Raw genomic sequence first — 18,579 nt, 5'->3', positions numbered from 1 at the left:
CCGGCTTTTTTCGTATGAGAGTCATGGCAGCACGCTGGCATTCGCCGGATGTGAATGGCCGGAAACCGGGAAGTGCATGAATTGAAAAACCTTTTTAGAGCCGTCCTGTTTGCCGTGCTCGCGGCTTTGAGCTGGCTGCCGCCGGCAGCGCAAGCGGCGATGAGCGAATGGGCGGAATCCGAGGGTGGCCGGATGCGGCTCGTGGCGATCTCGCAGCCACGCAACGACGCGATCCTCGCTCTTCTGCAAATCGAACCGAAGCCCGGCTGGAAGACCTATTGGCGCGACCCGGGCGATGCCGGCATGCCGCCGCAGCTCGATTTCACTGGGTCGATCAATCTGGTGCTTCGGTCGGTTTCATTTCCGGTGCCGGAGATCGGCAATGACGATGGCGGCCGCTTCGTCGGTTACCATCAGCCCGTCAGCCTGATCGTGGAATTCGCGAAGCCACTGCCTGACGCGCCTTCCACGATCAATCTCAATGCGATCGTCGGCATCTGCGAGAAGGTGTGCCTGCCCTTCATGACGAACTTTTCCATGCCGCTGAAACCTGGCCAACCGGAAGGCGAGGAATTCATGCAGTTGCAGCTTGCGCAGTCAGCTCTTCCCGAAAAGCCGGGGAAGGATTTCGAGATCAGGAATCTGCATTTCTCGGCTGACAGCAAGATGATTGAAGCAGAGATCACGTTGCCCGGCGCCGAAGCACCGCAGGTTGCAATCGTGGCGCCGCCGGGTCTGCGGCTGGGCAAGGTGGAGATCGATGCCGGGATGGACAAAATCGCTCACATCCGCATCCCCGTCATCAGCGACAAGGCACAGGCGGAGCGTACGATCACCATGCTCGTCAAATCAGGTGGCCGGGCCATCGAAGCAACCCTTGCGCTGAAATAGCCGCAGCGATATTCCACAGCCAGAATTTCATCACGTCGGGAGAATACCAGCATGACCATTGCCATCGGCGACACATTGCCCGCCGCCACGCTCAAGGAAAAGACATCGGAAGGTGTCACCGATATCGACCTCCAGGAATTTTTGAAGGGCCGCAAGATCGTGCTCTTCGCGGTACCGGGCGCGTTCACGCCCACCTGTTCGCTCAACCACCTGCCGGGCTTCCTGGAAAACCGCGATAGCTTCTTCGCCAAGGGCGTCGACGAGATCGTTGTGCTGTCGGTCAACGACCATCACGTGATGCAGGCCTGGGCCAAGGCGTCGGGTGGCGAAGGCAAGATCCGCTTCCTCGCCGACGGCTCCGCCATCTTCACCAAGGCCATCGGGCTTGAAAACGAGATGAACGGCATGGGTATCCGCTCGAAGCGCTACTCCATGCTGATCGAGGACGGCAAGGTCACCCAGTTCAACATCGAGACCGTGCCGGGGCAGGCCGAGGTCTCTGGCGCCGCGACGCTGCTCGGCCAGCTCTAACCGGCAACCACAGAATTGAAAGGGCCGCCTCGTGGGCGGCCCTTTCGCATTCACATCTTCATGTTCTTCATGTCGTGGCCGTCGTCGCCCTTGTTGGCGGGTTCGACCTTGAACTCGACCTCGACGTCACCGGCCTTTTCGAAGGTCAGCACGGCCTTGATCTTCTCGCCTTCCTTGAAGGGCTGCTTGACGCTCATGAACATGACGTGGATGGCGCCGGGCGTGAGTTCGACGGTCGCGCCGGGGGCGATTTCGAGGCCGCCGGGAACTTCACCCATCGTCATCATGCCGTTGTCGACCTTCATTTCATGGACCTGGATCAGGTCCGCGACATCCGACGAGATCTTGATCAGCCGGTCCGGTTCGGTGCCGTGATTGGTGATCGTCATGAAGCCGCCGCCCGTCTTGGCGCCGGGGTTCATCGCCTTGGACCAGGGATGGCGGATCTCAAGATCGCCGGCCTTGTAGTCGTGTGCGAACACTGGGGTAGTGGAGAGGATGAGTGCGATAAGCGTGACGATCACGCGATTTGCGATATGCATGGATTTGCCTTTCAGAATTCATCGGGATTCTTCGCGCGAGGTTGCGCGTGCGATCAAACGAGGAATTCAGGTGGCCCGCGCGGAGAGGCACCGGGTCCGAAAGATACGGTGATCGGCAGGGATTCCAGCGACTTGAAGTCGGCTGCGATCTCCTGCCGCTCGATTGCTGCCGCCTCGACGGGCGGCGCGGGAATGAGGATGCCGGATGCGATGCGGCAGGCTTCGCAGCCATGCCACGTGATCTTGCCAGACTGGCCATCGCCTCCCGGCACGCAGAGGTCCGCGACGCTGCCATCGGGCAGGACATAGATCGCCAGATCCTGCACTTGCAACGGTTTGGCCGCGACGGGCTGATGCGCCAGACCGGCGGACACGAGCAGCATCGCGCACAGAATGCGCAGCGATGCCATTGCCATGTTCCACTTAGCCGTCATGCCAGATCCCGGGTTTCCGGGACGGGTTTAGCCCGATCGACAGCAATTGACAATGCGGCATGCTGTAATGGCGAGGGCCGGATGTCGCCATCCGGCCCCTTCAACTATTCGTCAGATCTCAGTTCGTGCCCTTGATATCGACCGGGAAGAACAGCGTTTCGCCCGAGGAGTCCTTCACGCCGTCATTGTCGGTGACCGCATAGGCCTTGCCCGAGGCATCGAAAGCAAAGCCTTCGAGCTTGTCGACGACATAGCCGTTGAGCGCCTTGAGGTCGGGAACGAAGTCGCGGACTTCTTCCTTCTTGATGACAGGCAGTTCGCCGCCGAGCTTGGCCGACTTCAGTTCGGAAAGCGCCACGCGATAAAGCTTCTTGAGCTTGGCGTCCTTGCCGATGAGGTTGTCGCGCTCGATAATGTAGGCGTAGCCATCATGGAAGGCGATTTCCGAGAGGCCGACCCAGCCATCGCCGGCTGCTTCGAGCGGATAGCGCACGGCGCCCCATTCCTTGGTCGAAGGCTTGTAGGAGACGAGCTTGACGAAGCCCTTGGGGTCATCCTTCCACTCGCGCTGCATGGCCATCCACAGAACCATGTCGTCGCCCTTGCCGTCGACGGCGATGCCCTCGAAGCCGAAGCGGGTTTCATTGGCCAGGAGCTCTGCGGGGAGTGCGATCTCTTCCTTGATCTTGCCCTTGCCGTTCACATGGTAGAGCGCATGCGGCACGAGCTTTTCCGAATTGCCTTCGGAGGCGAGCCAGAAGCCACCGTCGCCATCGGTGGCGATGCCTTCGATATCGAGCTTCTGAGCCGGCTGGCCGTCGCGCTTGACGACAAGCTTGTCTGATATCACGGCTGGCGTCTGCGTTGCGTCGATGGTGAGGATCGAGGGCTGGCCGCTATAGACCGAGTCGGTCACGGCATAGAGCTGGCCGGGCTTGTCAGGCACGGCGGCGAGGCCGGAGAGCGCGCCCCAGCCGATGATCTCGCCATCCTTGTCCTCAGAGACGATCTGCGGATAGGCGGGCTTGGCGTCGCTCATCTCATAGAGCATGACATGCGAGCGAGCGCCGCCGTCCTCGATCAGATCGACTTCGTTGGCGGTGGCGAGCAGCTTGCGCGACGGGATCGCCACCGCGCCTTCCGGTGAAACACCCGACGGCAGAAGCTGGACGAGGCGCGGTTCGGCGCCGGTATCCTCATAAACTGCCGCGACGGAGGCTCGCTCGGAGAGAACCATGAAATACTTCTTGCCATCGATCTCGGCCGTTTCGAGACCCTCGGGCTCGACGCCCTTCTTGCCGGCGCGGTTTTCCGGGAAATGGCCGATGCGGGCGTTCGCCTGTTCGAGCGAGGCGCCCGATTCATAAAGAACCTTGCCCGTCGTATCGAAAATGGTGAAGCCACGGCTGCCGCCTTCATAATCGCCCTCATTGGCAACGATGATGCGGTTGTCATCCAGCCATTTCACGGCGTCGGGCTCGCGGAGCACGCCTTCCTGTTTCTCGGAGAAATCCAGCGCGCCATCGGTGGTGGCGTCGATACCCGATAAGTCTGTCTTGCCGGCGGAGAAGTGAGTCTTCACCGTGCCGGTATTGCCGTCGATGATGACGATCTCGTTGTTTTCCTGCAGCGTCAGCGCGATCTCGTTATTGGAATTGATCGCGACGAATTCCGGCTCCGGATCTTCCGCCGCGACGCCAGCGATACCCTTGAGATCGACATGCTTGATGGCGGCGCAATCGGCGGCGCCATCCCTGATCGGCACGATCACCAGATCGCCGGCCGGCATCTGCGGGATCTTGCCGTCGTTCAATTCTTCATCGCGTTCGTTCTCGATCGCGATCGCGGCAATGGTCTTGTCCTTGGAGATCGATATCGAATCGGGCTGGCCGCCGAGATCGCAGGTCGCCTCGACCTTCTTGGTCGCGAGGTCGACGGTCTCGAGATTGCCGGTCGGATGCTGCTTGTCCTTCCCGGTGTTGACGGCGACCAGCGCCATGCCGCCGATGATGGCGACCGAGGTCGGTTCGCCATCGAGCATGACCGAACCGAGCGCCTTCGGGGCCCTGGCATCGGTGATGTCGATCAGGCCGACTGCCTTCAGCGGGCTCGACGTGTAGACCAGCGTATTGCCGTCTTCCGTCGCGGCGATGATTTCGGCTGAGGTCACCGACTTGGCGTCGACGTCAGCGGGCGTGTTGTCGGCAACCGCAAAGGAGGCGATGCGGTTGAACACCGGCTCGGAATGGGCAATAGCGGCGGTCGACGCCAGAAGAATTGCGACTGCCGCTGGAATTGAAAAATGTCTCGTCATGAAAATCCCTCCTGTTTCGTTCAGGAGGTCTTTGCGCATGTGCATGACAGGCAGATGACAGAAAGATGTCAGGCGGTCTTATCGACAGGCGCTACCGCCTTCGACTTCTTCTTGAACGGTGCCATGGCCATCCGCGCCAGTTCATCGGCGCGCTCGTTCTCCGGATGGCCGGCATGGCCCTTGATCCAGTGCAGGTTGACCTTGTGCCGGTTGCGCGCCTCGTCGAAGGCCTGCCAGAGTTCGGCATTCTTGACGGGCTTCTTGTCGGCGGTCTTCCAGCCGTTCTTCTTCCAGCCGTGGATCCACTTGGAAATGCCGTCCTTGACATAGGCGCTGTCGGTGTAGAGATCGATCTCGCAAGGGGTTTTCAGCGCCTGCAAAGCCGAGATCGCCGCCATCAGTTCCATGCGGTTGTTGGTGGTCATCGCCTCGCCGCCCGAGAGTTCCTTCTCGGTCTCGCCATAGCGCAGGATGGCGCCCCAGCCGCCGGGACCGGGATTGCCGGAGCACGCGCCATCGGTGAAGATATCGACATGTTTCATGCGGTCACCGGCAGCTTGAGCCCATATTCGGCGGGGTTTGCAATGTTCTGGTGGAAGCGCAGCTTGCGGAGATATTCCTTGGGGTCCTTCTTGGTCACCATGGCACCGGGCGGTGTCATCAGCCAGTCGTAAAGGCGGGTCAGGAAGAAGCGCAGCGCCGAACCGCGGCAGAGCAGTGGCAGCGCTTCGGCTTCAGCACGGCTCAACGGGCGGACGGACTGGTAGCCCTCGATCAGCGCCATGCCCTTGGTGATGTTGTAGGACCAGTCCTTCTCGAAGCACCAGGCATTGAGGCAGACCGACAGGTCATAGGCGAAGAAATCATTGCAGGCGAAATAGAAATCGATCAGGCCCGAGAGGTGGTCATCGAGGAAGAAGACATTGTCCGGGAAGAGGTCGGCATGGATGACGCCTGCCGGCAGGTTTTTCGGCCAATGGCTTTCGAGGAAATCAAGCTCGGCGCCGACTTCCCGGGCGAGGCCCTTCTCGACTTCATCGGCACGGGCTTCGGATTTGTCCCATAGCGGGCGCCAGCCCGAGACGGAGAGCGCGTTCTTCCTGGTGATCGCAAAACCCTCGCCGGCGACATGCATGCGGGCAATCGCCTCGCCGACCGCGCGGCAATGATGGGCGGCGGGCTTGCGCAGCCACATGCCTTCAAGGAAGGAAATCAGCGCGGCAGGCCGGCCGGCGAGCTGGCCGAGCTGCTTTCCATCCTTCCGCGCCACCGGCAGCGGGCAGGACAGGCCGCGATCGGCGAGGTGCTGCATCAGGCCGAGGAAGAACGGCAGGTCGGCGGGATCGACGCGTTTTTCATAGAGCGTCAGGATGTAGGGCGCCTTGCTGGTATGGAGCAGGAAATTGGAATTCTCGACGCCCTCGGCAATGCCCTTGTAGGACATCAGCGTGCCCGCGTCATACGGGGCGAGAAAGCGCTCGAGTTCGTCTTCGGTGATATCGGTATAGACTGCCAACGAACGGATTCCCCTCGGAGATGCACAGGTAGACGCCGCGCGGCGCACTCAAGCAATCTTGCTATTTCAGAAGCCTCCGCGCCGCAACCGTTTGCGACGATTTCGAAGGTGCGAAGGCGTTTTCTGATGTTGAAATTAACCCCTCACCAAGCGCGCCCAAGAACTCGACTTTGTCTCGTTCGGGCTTGCTATCCTCTCCCGCAGGGGGAGAGGTAAAACTCGCGGCACCGCCCTCGCCCAAATTAAAGGTTACGAGCGCGGCACGCTACCTCTCCCCCTGTGGGAGAGGATACGAAGGCCGGGCGAGCTTTGCGAGGCCTTGGCCGAAGTTGGTGAGGGGTGAGCTTCGCGGACCAGTGGTGACTACCCGTTCACCCAAGCCATGTCCTCATGCGTCAGTTCGATCTTCCGCAGTTCCCGATTGACCGGGAAATGCTCGTTCTCCTCGGCCATTTCGGCGAGTTCGACGGTGGCATCGTAGCGCGCGCGGAAGGCGTCGATGATCTCGTTGACGATCACTTCTGGCGCGGATGCGCCGGCGGACAGGCCAACCGTTTGGAGATGGCCGAATGCTTCCCAATCGATCTCCGAGGCGCGCTGGACGAGCGCTGCCTGCCGGGCGCCTGATTTCAGCGCCACCTCCACCAGCCGCTTGGAATTGGAGGAATTCGGCGAGCCGACGATCAGGAACAGGTCGCAATCGGCAGCGGCCAACTTCACCGCCTCCTGGCGGTTGGTGGTGGCGTAGCAAAGCGATTCCGACGCCGGGTCCTGGAGATTTGGGAACCGCTCCTTGAGCTTGGCGATCACGTCCTTCATGTCGTCGACTGACAGCGTCGTCTGGGTCACATAGCCGAGATTATCGGGGTCATCAGGCGCATAGCGCTCGGCATCCTCAACCGTCTCGACGAGCGACATGGCGCCGTCGGCCATCTGGCCCATCGTGCCGATGACTTCGGGGTGTCCCTCATGGCCGATCAGGATGACGTGGCGGCCGAGGCGCTGGTGGCGCAGCGCCTGCTTGTGGACCTTGGAGACCAATGGGCAGGTCGCATCGAGATAGAAGAGGTTGCGGGCGATGGCATCCTGCGGCACCGATTTCGGCACGCCGTGAGCGGAGAAGACCACGGGCTGCTTGCGATGCTCGTCTGGGATTTCATCGAGTTCCTCGACGAAGATGGCGCCCTTGGCCTCGAGGCCCTCGACAACATAGCGGTTGTGTACGATCTCGTGGCGGACATAGACCGGCGCGCCATAGGCTTTAAGCGCCAGCACGACGATCTGGATCGCGCGATCGACGCCGGCGCAGAAACCGCGCGGAGCACAGAGGCGGATGGTAAGCGGAGGAGCGTTCATGGCTGCCTTGATATGTGGTTGTTCGGGTTCGCCGACGGCCCGCAGCAATCCGTTTCCTCAAGATAGGGATTGGCAAAGACGATTGTAACGGCAAGTGCGATCAATGCCGGCAGGCCCTGTACGAAAAGAATGCGGCGTGAAACCGACCAGCCGCCATAAAGCGCGGCGACGATCACGCAGCCGAGAAAGAACATCTTGATGTCGAATGCAAACAGCGGACTCCACACCATCAGCGACCAGATAAGGCCTGCCGCGAGGAACCCGTTATAGAGGCCCTGGTTGGCGGCCAGCACCTTCATCGTCTCGGCCTGTTCGCGGGTGTTGCCGAATGTCTTCAGGCCATAGGGCCTCGACCAGAGAAACATCTCCAACACCAGAAAGAAGATGTGCAGCAGCGCCACCACGGCGACCAAAATGCCCGATAGAAGATACATGCCCGGCCCTCTGAACTCGCTCTTACTAGCTTGGCTTCCGGCGGAATGCCAGTGCCGAAACGACGACCAGAACCGCCGCCAGCCCATACCACGTCACGGCATAGCTCAGGTGGTTGTTGGGCAGATCGATCTGGGTCACGCCGCCCTTGGGCCAGCCGCCCGGATTGGGTGAGGCATCGGCGTCGAGGAAGAACGGCACCAGCTTGCCCGAGGGAACCGCGGCCTGCGCCGCCATCTCGTCGAGGTCCTTCCAGAAGTAGAGTTGCTTGTAGGCTTCGTTATCGGGCACGACCCAGGATGGCTTTTCCGTGAGTTTGGCGCGGGCCAGTCCTTTGATGGTGACGTCGCCGGTGATCTGGCCCTGCTGGCGTTTTGCTGGATCCTTCAGCGCTTCCGGCACGAAACCGCGATTGACGAAGATCGCCCGGCCATCGGGCAGGATCAGCGGCGTGTAGACATGGTAACCCACCTCGCCATCGTCAGTAGCAAAGAAATACTGCTCGTGAGCGTGTTCGAAATGGCCTGTCGCCGACATCCTGACATAGTCGATATCAGCGCCGGATTTCTCGCGTGCCTCGACATCGGGCAATGCCATCGGAGCGGCGGTGCTGCGTGCAGCGATCTCGGCGATCAGCGCCTCTTTCCACTGCAGGCGCTCGACCTGCCAGGTGCCGAGCGACAGCAAAATAATGAGCGCTATGACGATGGCCGCGATCGTGCCCCAACCCGGCCTGCGGACTGTGTCAGCCACGGTCGATCTCGCCCGGTTTGGCCTTGTTGCGATATTGCAGCGCGATCAGCAGCGCCTTCAGCACCCGCAGCAGCCAGAGGCTGAGGCCGATCGCCAGCGGAATCCACAGGATCAGATGCAGCCAGATCGGCCAGCCGTAGTTCGAATCGACATAGAGCGCCAAGCCGACCACGATGAAGCCGATGATCATAATGACGAAGACGGCGGGGCCATCACCGGAATCGGCGAAGGAATTGTCGAGGCCGCAATTGCGGCACACCGGCCGGACCTTCAGCAATCCGTCGAACAGCTTGCCCTGGCCGCAGCGCGGGCAGGCGCAGGATACGCCCGCGCGCACGGGATCGACGGGCGGGAAAAGGGCTTGGTCTTCGGTTCGCTCAGCATCGGTCATGATCGACTGATAGACCATCCCATGGTCTATTGAAATGCGGCATTAGTGGCTGATGACATCATTCCATTCGGGATGCCGCTCCACCTGCGCCTTGAAGAAGGGGCAGAGCGGAATGATCTTCCAGCCGCCCTTGCGCGCGGCCTCGACCGCGTGTTCGGAGAGCTTCACGCCGATCCCCTGCCCGCGAAACTGATCAGGCACCTCGGTGTGGTCGACGATGACCAGCTTCGAAGACGCGCGCGAGAAGGTCATGATCGCCTGCTGCCCCACCTCGCCGATCATGTAGCGGCCGCCGTTCGGGCTGTCCTCGGTGCGAATATCCATATTCAATTCCGCCTGCCTTAAGAGTTCGATCGTGTTGCGGGCTCGATGGTCAGTTTCAAGCCCATCGTGTCTACGATCTTGCGCATGGTTTCGAACCGCAGCTTTGAACCCGGACGCAGCGATTTGTAAAGGCTTTCGCGGCCAAGGCCGGAGGACCTAGCAATCTCCGATATTCCCCGTGCCTTCGCAACGTCGCCCAAAGCCGCGATGAACACCTCCGGATTGTCATCTTCCATCGCTGCGGCAAGATATTCGGCGATGACTTCCTCGTCGTCGAGGAATTCCGATGCATCGAAGCGAATGGTCTGCATGGTTCAATCCTTGTTCAGCGTTTTTGCCAGCGCGATCGCGCGTGCGATGTCGCGGCTTTGTGTCGATTTGTCACCACCGACGAGAAGCAGATAAACGACGTCGCCCTTGCGCTTGAAATAGAGTCTGTAGCCAGCGCCAAAATGAATTCTCATCTCCGAGACACCTTCACCGACCGGCTTGGCATCTCCGATATAGCCACTCCCTGAACTCCAGTGTCATCTCGAAGATATACATCTTGTATCCACTTAGATACGGACTGTCAACAAATCAAAAAGGCCGCACATGGCGGCCTTTCAGTTCGCTAATCCGCAATCACCGCCTCAATGCGCCAGCGGTGCGCCCCAGCCACCCCAGATATAGATGGAGAAGAACAGGAACAGCCAGACGACGTCGACGAAATGCCAGTACCAGGCGGCCGCTTCGAAGCCGAAGTGACGCTCCGGCGTAAAGCCGCCCATCATGGCGCGGATCAGGCAGACCAGCAGGAAGATAGTGCCGATCAGGACGTGGAAGCCGTGGAAGCCAGTGGCCATGAAGAAGGTCGCGCCATAGATCGACTCGGAGAAGCCGAACGGAGCGTGGATATATTCGTATGCCTGGACGCAGGAGAACAGGATGCCGAGTGCCACTGTCAGAACCAGTCCCTGGATCAGGCCCTTGCGGTCATTTTCCAGCAGCGCATGGTGCGCCCAGGTGACCGTCGTGCCCGAGAGCAGCAGGATGATGGTGTTGTAGAGCGGCAGGTGCCAGGGATCGAGGACTTCGAGGCCCTTGGGTGGCCACTGGCCACCGGTGAAGGTGACGCGCGAGGCCTGGATCGCCTCATTGGCGAACAGGCTGGCATCGAAGAAGGCCCAGAACCACGCGACGAAGAACATCACCTCGGAGGCGATGAACATGATCATGCCATAGCGCAGATGCAGCGCCACGACCTCGGTGTGATGGCCTGCATGGCCTTCCTTCACCGTATCCGACCACCAGGCGAACATCGAATAGAGCGTGATGGCGAGACCGATCCACACCAGCCACGGATTGGCGATATCGCCGCCGAACAGGTGGAACGGATTGCCCTGCAGCCAACGCATGTAGCAGACGCCGCCGAAGACCAGCAGGAACGCACCGATGGAGCTGATGATCGGCCAGGGGCTCGGATCGATGATATGGTAGTCGTGTTGTTTTCCGTGTGCACTCGCCATGTCTAATCCCCGGCTATTGACCCCTGCTGCGCGGCTTGCGCCATGCAGACGAATTACAGTTTCTTCGCTTCGCTGTCCCCGACCTTCTGGGCGACAGGCTTGGGCTTGTCTTCCTGGTAGAAGGTATAGGAGAGCGTGATGACTTTCATATCCTTGGTATCCGGAAACTTCACGATTTCCGGATCGACGAAGAAGACGACGGGCATGTCCCGCGTCTCGCCCGGCTTCAGCGTCACATCGGTGAAGCAGAAGCATTCGAGCTTGTTGAAATAGGCGCCCGCGATCATCGGCGTGACGTTGAATACCGCACGACCCGTCTTCTCGCGCTTGGAATTGTTGGTTACCCGGAAGCTGACCTGCACCGTCTCGCCGATGCGTGGGTTCACGCCACGATCCACCGGCTTGAAATCCCAGTTGAGGTCGGACGCGGAATTACTGTCGAGTTCGACGCGGATCGTCTTGTCGAGGATGACGGACGAGGCCTGTTCGACCTTCTGTGTGGTGCCGTTATAGCCGGTGACGCGGCAGAACATGTCGTAGAGCGGCACGGCGGCATAGCTCATGCCGACCATCGCGCCGACAAAGACGACGCACGAAGCCAGGACGCGGATATTGCGCCGGTCGTTTGCCTTCTGGTCGCGCGGGTCGGTCATCAGTTCATCGCCCCCGGCGCCATCTTGATGATCGTCACGGCATAGAAAATCACCACGAGTGCGGCCAGCACCACGCCGATCGCGACATTGCGATTGCGACGGGACTTCCGTTGCGCGTCGGTCAGATCGATCTTTTCCACCATATCAAATCACTCCCTTCAGGCTGGTCCAGGCCTGCACGGCGAAATGATCCGCCATCAGGCACGAGAAGACCGCAAAGAGATAAAGGATCGAGTAGGCGAATAGTTTCTTGGCCGGAACCATGGCCTTGTCGCCATCCGGCATGCGGCGACAGAGCACCGCGAACCAGATAAAGGCCACGCCCAGCGCGCCGGTGAGGACACCGTAGACTGGCGACGCGAAGCCGAGGAATGCAGGCGCCACGCCGGCTGCGGCGGTCAGCACGGCATAGATCAGGATCTGGTCCTTGGTAACCTTCTCGCCCGACACATTCGGCAGCATCGGCACGCCGACCGCGCCATAATCGCGCATCTTGAACAGCGCCAGTGCCCAGAAATGCGCGGGCGTCCAGAGGAAGATGATCAGGAACAGCGTGATGCTCTCGATCGACACACCGCCGGTGACGGCAGCCCAGCCGATCATCGGCGGGAAGGCGCCGGCCGCACCACCGATGACGATGTTCTGCGGCGTCCAGCGCTTGAGCCACATCGTGTAGACGACGGCGTAAAAGAAAATGGTGAAGGCGAGCAGGCCTGCGGCCAGCGCATTGACAGCCAGTCCCAAGATGACGATCGAGAAGCCCGAAAGTGTGAGCCCGAAGGCCAGCGCCTCGCCCGGCAGGATGCGGCCCGACGGGATCGGCCGGCCTGCGGTTCGGGTCATGACAGCGTCGATATCGGCGTCGTACCACATATTGAGCGCGCCTGAGGCGCCGGCGCCGACGGCGATGCAGAGAATGGCGATGAAGCCGATCACCGGATTGATATGGCCGGGCGCTACGACGAGGCCGGCAAAGGCCGTGAAGATGACGAGCGACATGACGCGCGGCTTCAAAAGCTCGAAGTAATCCTTGAACGTCGCCTCTGAAATCCTCAGGGCGTCCTGACCGGATATGATGCGCTCGCCTTTGATCATCGCCATTGGGGTAACTCTATTTTCTTTAGAGGAAACCGCCCGAAGGCGGTTTCCGAGGTTTGTTCGCGCTTACTTGATGCGCGGAAGCTGTTCCCACTGGTGGTAGGGCGGCGGCGACGGCAGCTGCCATTCCAGCGTATCGGCGCCCTCGCCCCACGGATTGTCGCCCGCGACGCGCTTCTTCATGAATGCCTCGATGATAGAGGCAAAGAAGATCACGACACCGACGACCGAGATGTAGGAGCCGATCGAGGACACATAGTTCCAGCCGGCATAGGCATCGGGATAGTCGATGTAACGGCGCGGCATGCCGGCAAGGCCGAGGAAATGCTGCGGGAAGAACACAAGGTTCACGCCGACGAACATCACCCAGAAATGCAGGTTGCCGAGGAATTCCGAATACATGTAGCCGGTCATCTTCGGGAACCAGTAGTACCACGCCGCGAAGATCGCGAACACGGCGCCGAGCGACAGCACGTAATGGAAGTGCGCGACGACGTAGTAGGTGTCGTGCACCACGCGGTCGAGACCGGCATTGGCGAGTTGCACGCCGGTGACGCCACCGACCGTGAACAGGAAGATGAAACCGATCGCCCAGAGCATCGGAGTGCGGAACTCGATCGAACCGCCCCACATCGTGGCGATCCACGAGAAGATCTTGACGCCCGTCGGCACCGCGATGACCATGGTGGCGAAGACGAAGTAGCGCTGGGACTGCAGCGACATGCCGACAGTGTACATGTGGTGCGCCCAGACGATGAAGCCGACGGCGCCGATCGCGGCCATGGCATAGGCCATGCCGAGATAGCCGAAGACGGGCTTCTTGGAGAAGGTCGATATGATGTGGCTGACGATGCCGAAGCCCGGCAGGATCAGGATGTAGACTTCCGGGTGACCGAAGAACCAGAACAGGTGCTGGAACAGGATCGGGTCGCCGCCGCCTTCAGGCGAGAAGAAGGTGGTGCCGAAATTGCGGTCGGTCAGCAGCATGGTGATGGCACCGGCAAGAACCGGCATCGACAGCAGCAGCAGAAAGGCGGTGATCAGCACGGACCAGGCAAACAGCGGCATCTTGTGGATGGTCATCCCGGGCGCGCGCATGTTGAGGATCGTGGTGATGAAGTTGATCGCGCCGAGGATCGACGACGCGCCAGCGATATGAAGCGCGAAGATCGCCAGATCGACAGCCGGCCCGTTCGAACCCGTGGTCGAAAGCGGCGGGTAGATGGTCCAGCCGCCGCCGACACCATGCGCGCCCGTGGTGCCTTCGGCGAACATGGACAGGACCAACAGGATGAAGGCTGGCGGAATGAGCCAGAAGGAGATGTTGTTCATGCGCGGGAAAGCCATGTCGGGCGCACCGATCATGATCGGCACCATCCAGTTGGCGAAGCCACCGATCAGCGCGGGCATGACCATGAAGAAGATCATGATCAGGGCGTGCGCGGTGGTGAAGACGTTGAACATCTGCTTTCCGGCATCGAGAGCGGCATTGGCATCCACGCCATAGACCATCTGGGCCAGACCGTGGAAGAGCTGGACGCCGGGCTCCTGGAGTTCGATGCGCATCATCACCGACAGCGCGCCGCCGATGACGCCCGCGAAGATCGCGAAGATCAAGTAGAGCGTACCGATATCCTTGTGGTTGGTCGAAAACAGCCAGCGTGCGGCAAAGCCGGGCGTATGGGGATGGTCGTCATGCCCATGGCCGTCATGCGTATCATGAGCGGCGTGAGCGTGTTCGGAATGGTCAGCCATTGTGATCGCTTTCCCTGGAATGAATTATTTCGCGTCGCTGGAAGCGACATTGACATTCGACGGACCATCGACAGCCGCCATCAGCGCCTTGTAGGCGCCGGGAAGGTCGGTCGCGGCAGCGGCGAGCCAGACCTTGTACTTGTCCTCGCTCACGACACGGATGGCGATCGGCATGAATGCGTGGTCCTTGCCACACAACTCCGAACACTGGCCGTAGAACAGGCCTTCGCGATCGGCCTTGAACCAGGTCTCGTTCATGCGGCCCGGGACGGCATCGACCTTGATGCCGAAGGACTGCATGGCGAAGGCATGAATAACGTCGGAGGGTTCGGCGGTGACGATCACACGGACAGTCTTGTTGACCGGCACGATGAGTTCATTGTCGACAGCCAGAAGACGCGGATACTTGGACATATCCTCCTTGCCGAGCGCCGCGCGATCCTTGTCTTCGAGGATCAGCGAGTCGAAGGACGGCCCATTTTCCACCGACGGATATTCATAGGTCCACTTCCACTGCGTCGCGGTGACCTTGAGGGTCAGGTCCGGGTTCGTCGGCTGGGTCAACTGGGTCGTCAGCAGCTGGAACGAGGGGATGGCGAAGAACAGCAGGATGACGACGGGGCCGACAGTCCAGATGATCTCGATCAGCGTGTTGTGGCTCGTCTTGGACGGCACCGGATTTGCCGACTTGCGGAACTTGACCGCCACGACGACGAGCAGCGCAAGCACGAACAGCGTGATGGGAACGATGAACCACAGCGTATAAAGGTTGAACCAGCGCGCTTCCTCCATCAGGCTCGTCGCCGCGGGCTGCAGGTCGATCTGCCACGGATAGGGCTGATCAGCCAGAGCGCTTGACGCGAACAGAAGGCCCATGAGTGAGCTCAGCGCCGCAAGAGCTTTGTTCTTCACGAATATTCTCCCCAAGTGTTTGAGCCGGGTCAAACCAAAAAGACGCAGAATCCCTGCAATAATGCCCCCTTAAAACCATAGTTTCGGGCCAGCCGCAACAGGCAGGATGGCTGTTTCATGCGGCATTTTTGCGCAATTTCAAGCCTTTCCAATCTAGACCACGCCCGCGCCCAAGGCCAGCGGATTTTCCTCTTTGGCACCAAGGAGTTGCCGTGCTTTCGCCGCAGTCGTCGGGTTGAAGTCGCGTTGACGTGTGAAGTACCAAGCTCCAGTGCCGCGCAAGTCGCCCATGCGATATCGGAAGGATCGAGACGGCGCGCGCGAGCCGAATTTGACGCTGGCGCCTCGCTTACCGGACCGTATGATAGCGCCCAATGATTCGAAACCGAGGTTTTCATGGTTCTTCGTAGTCCCTCACGCCTGGGCTGCCTCGTCGCAAGCTTCCTCGCACTCCTATGCCTGCCAGCCGCGGCCCAAACGCCGCAGCAGCCGGGCGTCGTCAAATCCAACCACGGCGCCTGGTCGATCGTCTGCGACAAGCCCGCGGGCGCCGGCGAAGAGCAATGCGCGCTGATGCAGAACGTGATCGCCGACGACCGGCCGGAGGTGGGCCTCTCCGTCGTCGTGCTCAAGACCGCCGACCGCAAGGCGAAGATCCTTCGCGTGCTGGCGCCGCTTGGCGTGCTGCTGCCCAACGGGCTCGGCCTCAATGTCGACAGCAAGGATATCGGTCGCGCCTATTTCGTCCGCTGCTTCTCCGATGGTTGCTATGCGGAAGTCGTGCTGGAAGACGCCCTGCTGAAGACCTTCCGCGCCGGCAAGACCGCTACGTTCATCGTCTTCCAGTCGCCGGAAGAAGGCATCGGCATTCCGGTCGATCTCAAGGGGTTTGGTGAGGGATATGACGCGCTGCCTTGAGAGTGGCAAAGAATAGGCATTGCGAATTTATACCTGTTTGGGTATAATTCCCTCATGACGAAGCCTCCTTTTCAATATGGTGAAAAGCCCCTCCATTGGGTGGGCTCGTCGAAGCGGGATTTCATGGCGTTCCCGCAAGAGGTCATCAGCGGCATGGGCTATGCGCTCGGCCTTGCACAACTCGGCGGAAAACATCCGCATGCCAAGCCATGGAAAGGCGAAGGCCCGGGTGTCCTCGAAATCGTCGAGAACCATGATGGCGATACATATCGCGCCGTCTATACCGTTCGGTTCGAAGCAGCGATCTATGTGTTGCATGCATTCCAGAAGAAGAGTCCTTCGGGAATACGCACCGCGACGAGCGACATCGATCTCATTGGTGAGAGATTGAAACGGGCCAGGGAAGATCACGAAAGATCGAGAAAGTGACGGAGGCAACAATGGACATCGAATACGGCAGCACGAATGTTTTCGCCGATCTCGGCCTTCCGGATGCTGTCGGGCGGCAGACCAAGACGCGTCTTGCGCTTGAGATCAATACGATCCTCAAGGGGCGCAAGCTTCGACAGACGTCAGCGGCATCCCTGCTCGGAATCCCGCAGTCCAAAGTGTCCGCTCTGGTCAACTATCGGCTGGAAGGGTTTTCTGTCGAAAGGCTCATGGGCTTTCTCACGTCGCTCAATCAGGATATCGAGATCATGATCAGGCCGAGCCGCAGTGAAAAGGAAGGGCATGTTTCGGTGCATGCGCTTCGGTAAGCACGAAATGCATTCTTGAGATTTCCACTTCCGTTCCTACCTTAGCCACGTCCCGGCTTAAGAAAGCAGTGCAATGAAAACCGATCTCCTCTCGAATTTCGACATCAGCGAAGCCGGCGTCCAGTCCTTCGTGTCCGACACGCTTCGGGGCGCCGATGATGGCGAGCTTTATCTCGAATATTCGCAATCGGAATCGCTGACCTTCGACAACGGCCGGCTGAAGGGTGGAAGCTTCAACACCGACCAGGGTTTTGGCCTGCGCGCGGTCGCCGGCGAATCCGTCGGATATGCCCATTCGGGCGAGATGTCGGAAGCGGCGCTGAAGCGTGCGGGCGATGCGGTGACCGCCGTGACGCGCGGCTATTCGGGCTCGTACGCAGCCGCACCCCAGAAAACCAATGCCCGCCGCTATAGCGACGAGAACCCGATCGGCGCGCCGAGTTTCGAGGAGAAGGTGGCGTTGCTCACCGAAATCGACAGCTATATCCGCGCCAGCGACTCCAAGGTCCGGCAGGTCTCGGCATCGATCTCGGCATCCTGGGAAACGATCGAGATCATCCGTGCCGATGGCACGCATGTGAAGGACACGCGGCCGATGACGCGGCTGAATTTCTCCGTCGTCGCCGGCGATGGCTCGCGGCAGGAAAGCGGCTCCTATGGTTTCGGCGGCCGCAAGCCGTTCACCGACATCCTGACCGAGGAAAGCTGGAAGCACGGCGCCGACGAGGCCTTGCGCCAGGCGCTGGTCAATCTCTCGGCTGATGATGCGCCGGCCGGCTCCATGGACGTGGTGCTCGGCTCGGGCTGGCCGGGCGTGATGCTGCATGAAGCTGTCGGCCACGGCCTGGAAGGCGATTTCAACCGCAAGAAGACCTCGGCTTTTGCCGGCCTGATGGGTGAGATGGTCGCGGCCAAGGGCGTCACCGTCGTCGACGACGGCACGATCGACGGTGCGCGCGGCTCGATCACCATCGACGACGAGGGCACTGCCGCCGGCTACAACGTGCTGATCGAGGACGGAAGGCTGGTCGGCTATATGCAGGACCGCCAGAATGCCCGCCTCATGGGCATGACCCCGACCGGCAACGGACGGCGCGAATCCTATGCGCATGTACCGATGCCGCGCATGACTAACACCTACATGCTGTCCGGCGACAAGACGCCCGAGGAGATCATCGCCTCCGTCAAGAAGGGCCTCTATGCCGTCTCGTTCGGCGGCGGTCAGGTCGATATCACATCAGGCAAGTTCGTCTTCTCCTGCACCGAGGCCTATATGATCGAAAACGGTAAGATCGGCCGGCCGGTCAAGGGCGCGATGCTGATCGGCAACGGCCCGGATGCGATGAAACGCATCACCATGATCGGCAACGACACCAAGCTCGATACCGGTATCGGCAATTGCGGCAAGGGTGGCCAGTGGGTGCCCGTCGGCGTTGGCCAGCCGCATCTGAGGATGAACGACGTTACGGTGGGCGGGACGAAGGCTTAGGCCG

The 18,579-nt window shown here is 60.5% G+C and carries 23 protein-coding genes and 1 pseudogene; 6 read left to right on the top strand and 18 right to left on the bottom strand.

The features are described from left to right. Positions 1–81: 81 nt before the first annotated feature. Positions 82–891 carry a protein-disulfide reductase DsbD domain-containing protein gene (locus IHQ71_RS05755; protein ID WP_258160994.1) on the top strand — a complete coding sequence of 270 codons (810 nt, stop codon included), beginning with the start codon at positions 82–84 and terminating at the stop codon, positions 889–891. Between the two features lie 51 nt (positions 892–942). Next, the gene (locus tag IHQ71_RS05750) at positions 943–1,422 is read left to right on the top strand and encodes a peroxiredoxin (RefSeq protein WP_258160993.1); all 480 of its coding nucleotides are present in this window, start codon (positions 943–945) and stop codon (positions 1,420–1,422) included. Between the two features lie 50 nt (positions 1,423–1,472). On the opposite strand, the gene IHQ71_RS05745 is transcribed toward IHQ71_RS05750, so the two are convergent. The 18 genes and pseudogenes from IHQ71_RS05745 to coxB all read right to left on the bottom strand — a co-directional run bounded on the left by IHQ71_RS05745 (position 1,473) and on the right by coxB (position 15,410). Further along, a complete protein-coding gene (locus tag IHQ71_RS05745) occupies positions 1,473–1,964 on the bottom strand; it encodes a copper chaperone PCu(A)C (protein WP_258160992.1) in 492 nt (163 codons plus the stop codon). Positions 1,965–2,017: 53 nt separating this feature from the next. Continuing rightward, entirely contained in the window at positions 2,018–2,374 is a 357-nt protein-coding gene (locus IHQ71_RS05740; protein WP_258160991.1) for a hypothetical protein, read from the bottom strand. Between the two features lie 142 nt (positions 2,375–2,516). Then, complete coding sequence (locus IHQ71_RS05735) at positions 2,517–4,712, bottom strand: esterase-like activity of phytase family protein (protein WP_258160990.1); 2,196 nt, start codon at positions 4,710–4,712, stop codon at positions 2,517–2,519. Between the two features lie 68 nt (positions 4,713–4,780). Further along, positions 4,781–5,254 (bottom strand): ribonuclease HI, encoded by a 474-nt coding sequence (gene rnhA / locus IHQ71_RS05730; protein WP_258160989.1) that lies wholly within the window; start codon positions 5,252–5,254, stop codon positions 4,781–4,783. Beyond that, positions 5,251–6,228 (bottom strand): homoserine kinase, encoded by a 978-nt coding sequence (locus IHQ71_RS05725; RefSeq protein WP_258160988.1) that lies wholly within the window; start codon positions 6,226–6,228, stop codon positions 5,251–5,253. Before IHQ71_RS05725 ends, rnhA begins: the two co-directional genes overlap by 4 nt. A gap of 363 nt (positions 6,229–6,591) precedes the next feature. Next, on the bottom strand, positions 6,592–7,584 hold the full coding sequence (gene ispH, locus IHQ71_RS05720) for a 4-hydroxy-3-methylbut-2-enyl diphosphate reductase (RefSeq protein ID WP_258160987.1): 993 nt from the start codon (positions 7,582–7,584) through the stop codon (positions 6,592–6,594). 77 nt (positions 7,585–7,661) lie between these two features. After that, positions 7,662–8,018 (bottom strand): annotated as a pseudogene (locus tag IHQ71_RS05715) (DUF1304 domain-containing protein); the annotation flags it as partial. A 25-nt stretch (positions 8,019–8,043) separates the two neighbouring features. Continuing rightward, the gene (locus IHQ71_RS05710; RefSeq protein ID WP_258160986.1) at positions 8,044–8,769 is read right to left on the bottom strand and encodes an SURF1 family protein; all 726 of its coding nucleotides are present in this window, start codon (positions 8,767–8,769) and stop codon (positions 8,044–8,046) included. Further along, entirely contained in the window at positions 8,762–9,160 is a 399-nt protein-coding gene (locus IHQ71_RS05705) for a DUF983 domain-containing protein (protein ID WP_258160985.1), read from the bottom strand. Before IHQ71_RS05705 ends, IHQ71_RS05710 begins: the two co-directional genes overlap by 8 nt. 42 nt (positions 9,161–9,202) lie before the next feature. Continuing rightward, positions 9,203–9,484, bottom strand: a complete 282-nt coding sequence (locus tag IHQ71_RS05700) for a GNAT family N-acetyltransferase (RefSeq protein ID WP_258160984.1) — start codon at positions 9,482–9,484, stop codon at positions 9,203–9,205. Positions 9,485–9,501: 17 nt separating this feature from the next. Next, the gene (locus IHQ71_RS05695) at positions 9,502–9,795 is read right to left on the bottom strand and encodes an addiction module antidote protein (RefSeq protein ID WP_258160983.1); all 294 of its coding nucleotides are present in this window, start codon (positions 9,793–9,795) and stop codon (positions 9,502–9,504) included. 3 nt (positions 9,796–9,798) lie between these two features. Further along, positions 9,799–9,948, bottom strand: coding sequence for a type II toxin-antitoxin system RelE/ParE family toxin (locus tag IHQ71_RS05690; protein ID WP_374989964.1), 150 nt, complete (start codon positions 9,946–9,948; stop codon positions 9,799–9,801). A 168-nt stretch (positions 9,949–10,116) separates the two neighbouring features. After that, complete coding sequence (locus IHQ71_RS05685) at positions 10,117–10,992, bottom strand: cytochrome c oxidase subunit 3 (protein WP_258160982.1); 876 nt, start codon at positions 10,990–10,992, stop codon at positions 10,117–10,119. Positions 10,993–11,045: 53 nt separating this feature from the next. Continuing rightward, positions 11,046–11,645 carry a cytochrome c oxidase assembly protein gene (locus tag IHQ71_RS05680; protein WP_258160981.1) on the bottom strand — a complete coding sequence of 200 codons (600 nt, stop codon included), beginning with the start codon at positions 11,643–11,645 and terminating at the stop codon, positions 11,046–11,048. Next, positions 11,645–11,788 carry a hypothetical protein gene (locus IHQ71_RS05675; protein WP_258163016.1) on the bottom strand — a complete coding sequence of 48 codons (144 nt, stop codon included), beginning with the start codon at positions 11,786–11,788 and terminating at the stop codon, positions 11,645–11,647. The genes IHQ71_RS05680 and IHQ71_RS05675 overlap by 1 nt, the downstream gene beginning before the upstream one ends. A gap of 1 nt (position 11,789) precedes the next feature. Continuing rightward, positions 11,790–12,746, bottom strand: a complete 957-nt coding sequence (locus tag IHQ71_RS05670) for a heme o synthase (protein WP_258160980.1) — start codon at positions 12,744–12,746, stop codon at positions 11,790–11,792. A 63-nt stretch (positions 12,747–12,809) separates the two neighbouring features. Then, positions 12,810–14,498, bottom strand: coding sequence for a cytochrome c oxidase subunit I (ctaD, locus tag IHQ71_RS05665; RefSeq protein ID WP_258160979.1), 1,689 nt, complete (start codon positions 14,496–14,498; stop codon positions 12,810–12,812). A 24-nt stretch (positions 14,499–14,522) separates the two neighbouring features. Further along, complete coding sequence (coxB, locus tag IHQ71_RS05660) at positions 14,523–15,410, bottom strand: cytochrome c oxidase subunit II (RefSeq protein ID WP_258160978.1); 888 nt, start codon at positions 15,408–15,410, stop codon at positions 14,523–14,525. Positions 15,411–15,806: 396 nt separating this feature from the next. Here coxB and IHQ71_RS05655 point away from each other — a divergent pair, with 396 nt between their 5' ends. The 4 genes from IHQ71_RS05655 to tldD all read left to right on the top strand — a co-directional run bounded on the left by IHQ71_RS05655 (position 15,807) and on the right by tldD (position 18,575). Further along, positions 15,807–16,328 (top strand): invasion associated locus B family protein, encoded by a 522-nt coding sequence (locus IHQ71_RS05655; protein WP_258160977.1) that lies wholly within the window; start codon positions 15,807–15,809, stop codon positions 16,326–16,328. Positions 16,329–16,382: 54 nt separating this feature from the next. Next, positions 16,383–16,757, top strand: a complete 375-nt coding sequence (locus IHQ71_RS05650; RefSeq protein ID WP_258160976.1) for a type II toxin-antitoxin system RelE/ParE family toxin — start codon at positions 16,383–16,385, stop codon at positions 16,755–16,757. 11 nt (positions 16,758–16,768) lie between these two features. Next, positions 16,769–17,086 carry a helix-turn-helix domain-containing protein gene (locus IHQ71_RS05645; protein WP_258160975.1) on the top strand — a complete coding sequence of 106 codons (318 nt, stop codon included), beginning with the start codon at positions 16,769–16,771 and terminating at the stop codon, positions 17,084–17,086. A gap of 73 nt (positions 17,087–17,159) precedes the next feature. Further along, positions 17,160–18,575 (top strand): metalloprotease TldD, encoded by a 1,416-nt coding sequence (gene tldD / locus IHQ71_RS05640; protein ID WP_258160974.1) that lies wholly within the window; start codon positions 17,160–17,162, stop codon positions 18,573–18,575. Positions 18,576–18,579: the final 4 nt, after the last annotated feature.

This window comes from Rhizobium sp. TH2 (assembly GCF_024707525.1).
GTDB lineage: Bacteria > Pseudomonadota > Alphaproteobacteria > Rhizobiales > Rhizobiaceae > Rhizobium_E.
Note: the sequence above shows the minus strand (reverse complement) of the source record. Positions and strands in the feature narration are given on the sequence as shown.

Bases quoted from the DNA above. Each gene is read 5' to 3' on its own strand.
- IHQ71_RS05750 (WP_258160993.1), top strand. From the start codon at position 943: ATGACCATTGCCATCGGCGACACATTGCCCGCCGCCACGCTCAAGGAA.
- IHQ71_RS05745 (WP_258160992.1), bottom strand. From the start codon at position 1,964: ATGCATATCGCAAATCGCGTGATCGTCACGCTTATCGCACTCATCCTC.
- IHQ71_RS05740 (WP_258160991.1), bottom strand. From the start codon at position 2,374: ATGGCATCGCTGCGCATTCTGTGCGCGATGCTGCTCGTGTCCGCCGGT.
- IHQ71_RS05735 (WP_258160990.1), bottom strand. From the start codon at position 4,712: ATGACGAGACATTTTTCAATTCCAGCGGCAGTCGCAATTCTTCTGGCG.
- rnhA (WP_258160989.1), bottom strand. From the start codon at position 5,254: ATGAAACATGTCGATATCTTCACCGATGGCGCGTGCTCCGGCAATCCC.
- ispH (WP_258160987.1), bottom strand. From the start codon at position 7,584: ATGAACGCTCCTCCGCTTACCATCCGCCTCTGTGCTCCGCGCGGTTTC.
- IHQ71_RS05705 (WP_258160985.1), bottom strand. From the start codon at position 9,160: ATGACCGATGCTGAGCGAACCGAAGACCAAGCCCTTTTCCCGCCCGTC.
- IHQ71_RS05700 (WP_258160984.1), bottom strand. From the start codon at position 9,484: ATGGATATTCGCACCGAGGACAGCCCGAACGGCGGCCGCTACATGATC.
- IHQ71_RS05695 (WP_258160983.1), bottom strand. From the start codon at position 9,795: ATGCAGACCATTCGCTTCGATGCATCGGAATTCCTCGACGACGAGGAA.
- IHQ71_RS05690 (WP_374989964.1), bottom strand. From the start codon at position 9,948: ATGAGAATTCATTTTGGCGCTGGCTACAGACTCTATTTCAAGCGCAAG.
- IHQ71_RS05685 (WP_258160982.1), bottom strand. From the start codon at position 10,992: ATGGCGAGTGCACACGGAAAACAACACGACTACCATATCATCGATCCG.
- IHQ71_RS05680 (WP_258160981.1), bottom strand. From the start codon at position 11,645: ATGACCGACCCGCGCGACCAGAAGGCAAACGACCGGCGCAATATCCGC.
- IHQ71_RS05675 (WP_258163016.1), bottom strand. From the start codon at position 11,788: ATGGTGGAAAAGATCGATCTGACCGACGCGCAACGGAAGTCCCGTCGC.
- IHQ71_RS05670 (WP_258160980.1), bottom strand. From the start codon at position 12,746: ATGGCGATGATCAAAGGCGAGCGCATCATATCCGGTCAGGACGCCCTG.
- ctaD (WP_258160979.1), bottom strand. From the start codon at position 14,498: ATGGCTGACCATTCCGAACACGCTCACGCCGCTCATGATACGCATGAC.
- IHQ71_RS05655 (WP_258160977.1), top strand. From the start codon at position 15,807: ATGGTTCTTCGTAGTCCCTCACGCCTGGGCTGCCTCGTCGCAAGCTTC.
- IHQ71_RS05650 (WP_258160976.1), top strand. From the start codon at position 16,383: ATGACGAAGCCTCCTTTTCAATATGGTGAAAAGCCCCTCCATTGGGTG.
- IHQ71_RS05645 (WP_258160975.1), top strand. From the start codon at position 16,769: ATGGACATCGAATACGGCAGCACGAATGTTTTCGCCGATCTCGGCCTT.
- tldD (WP_258160974.1), top strand. From the start codon at position 17,160: ATGAAAACCGATCTCCTCTCGAATTTCGACATCAGCGAAGCCGGCGTC.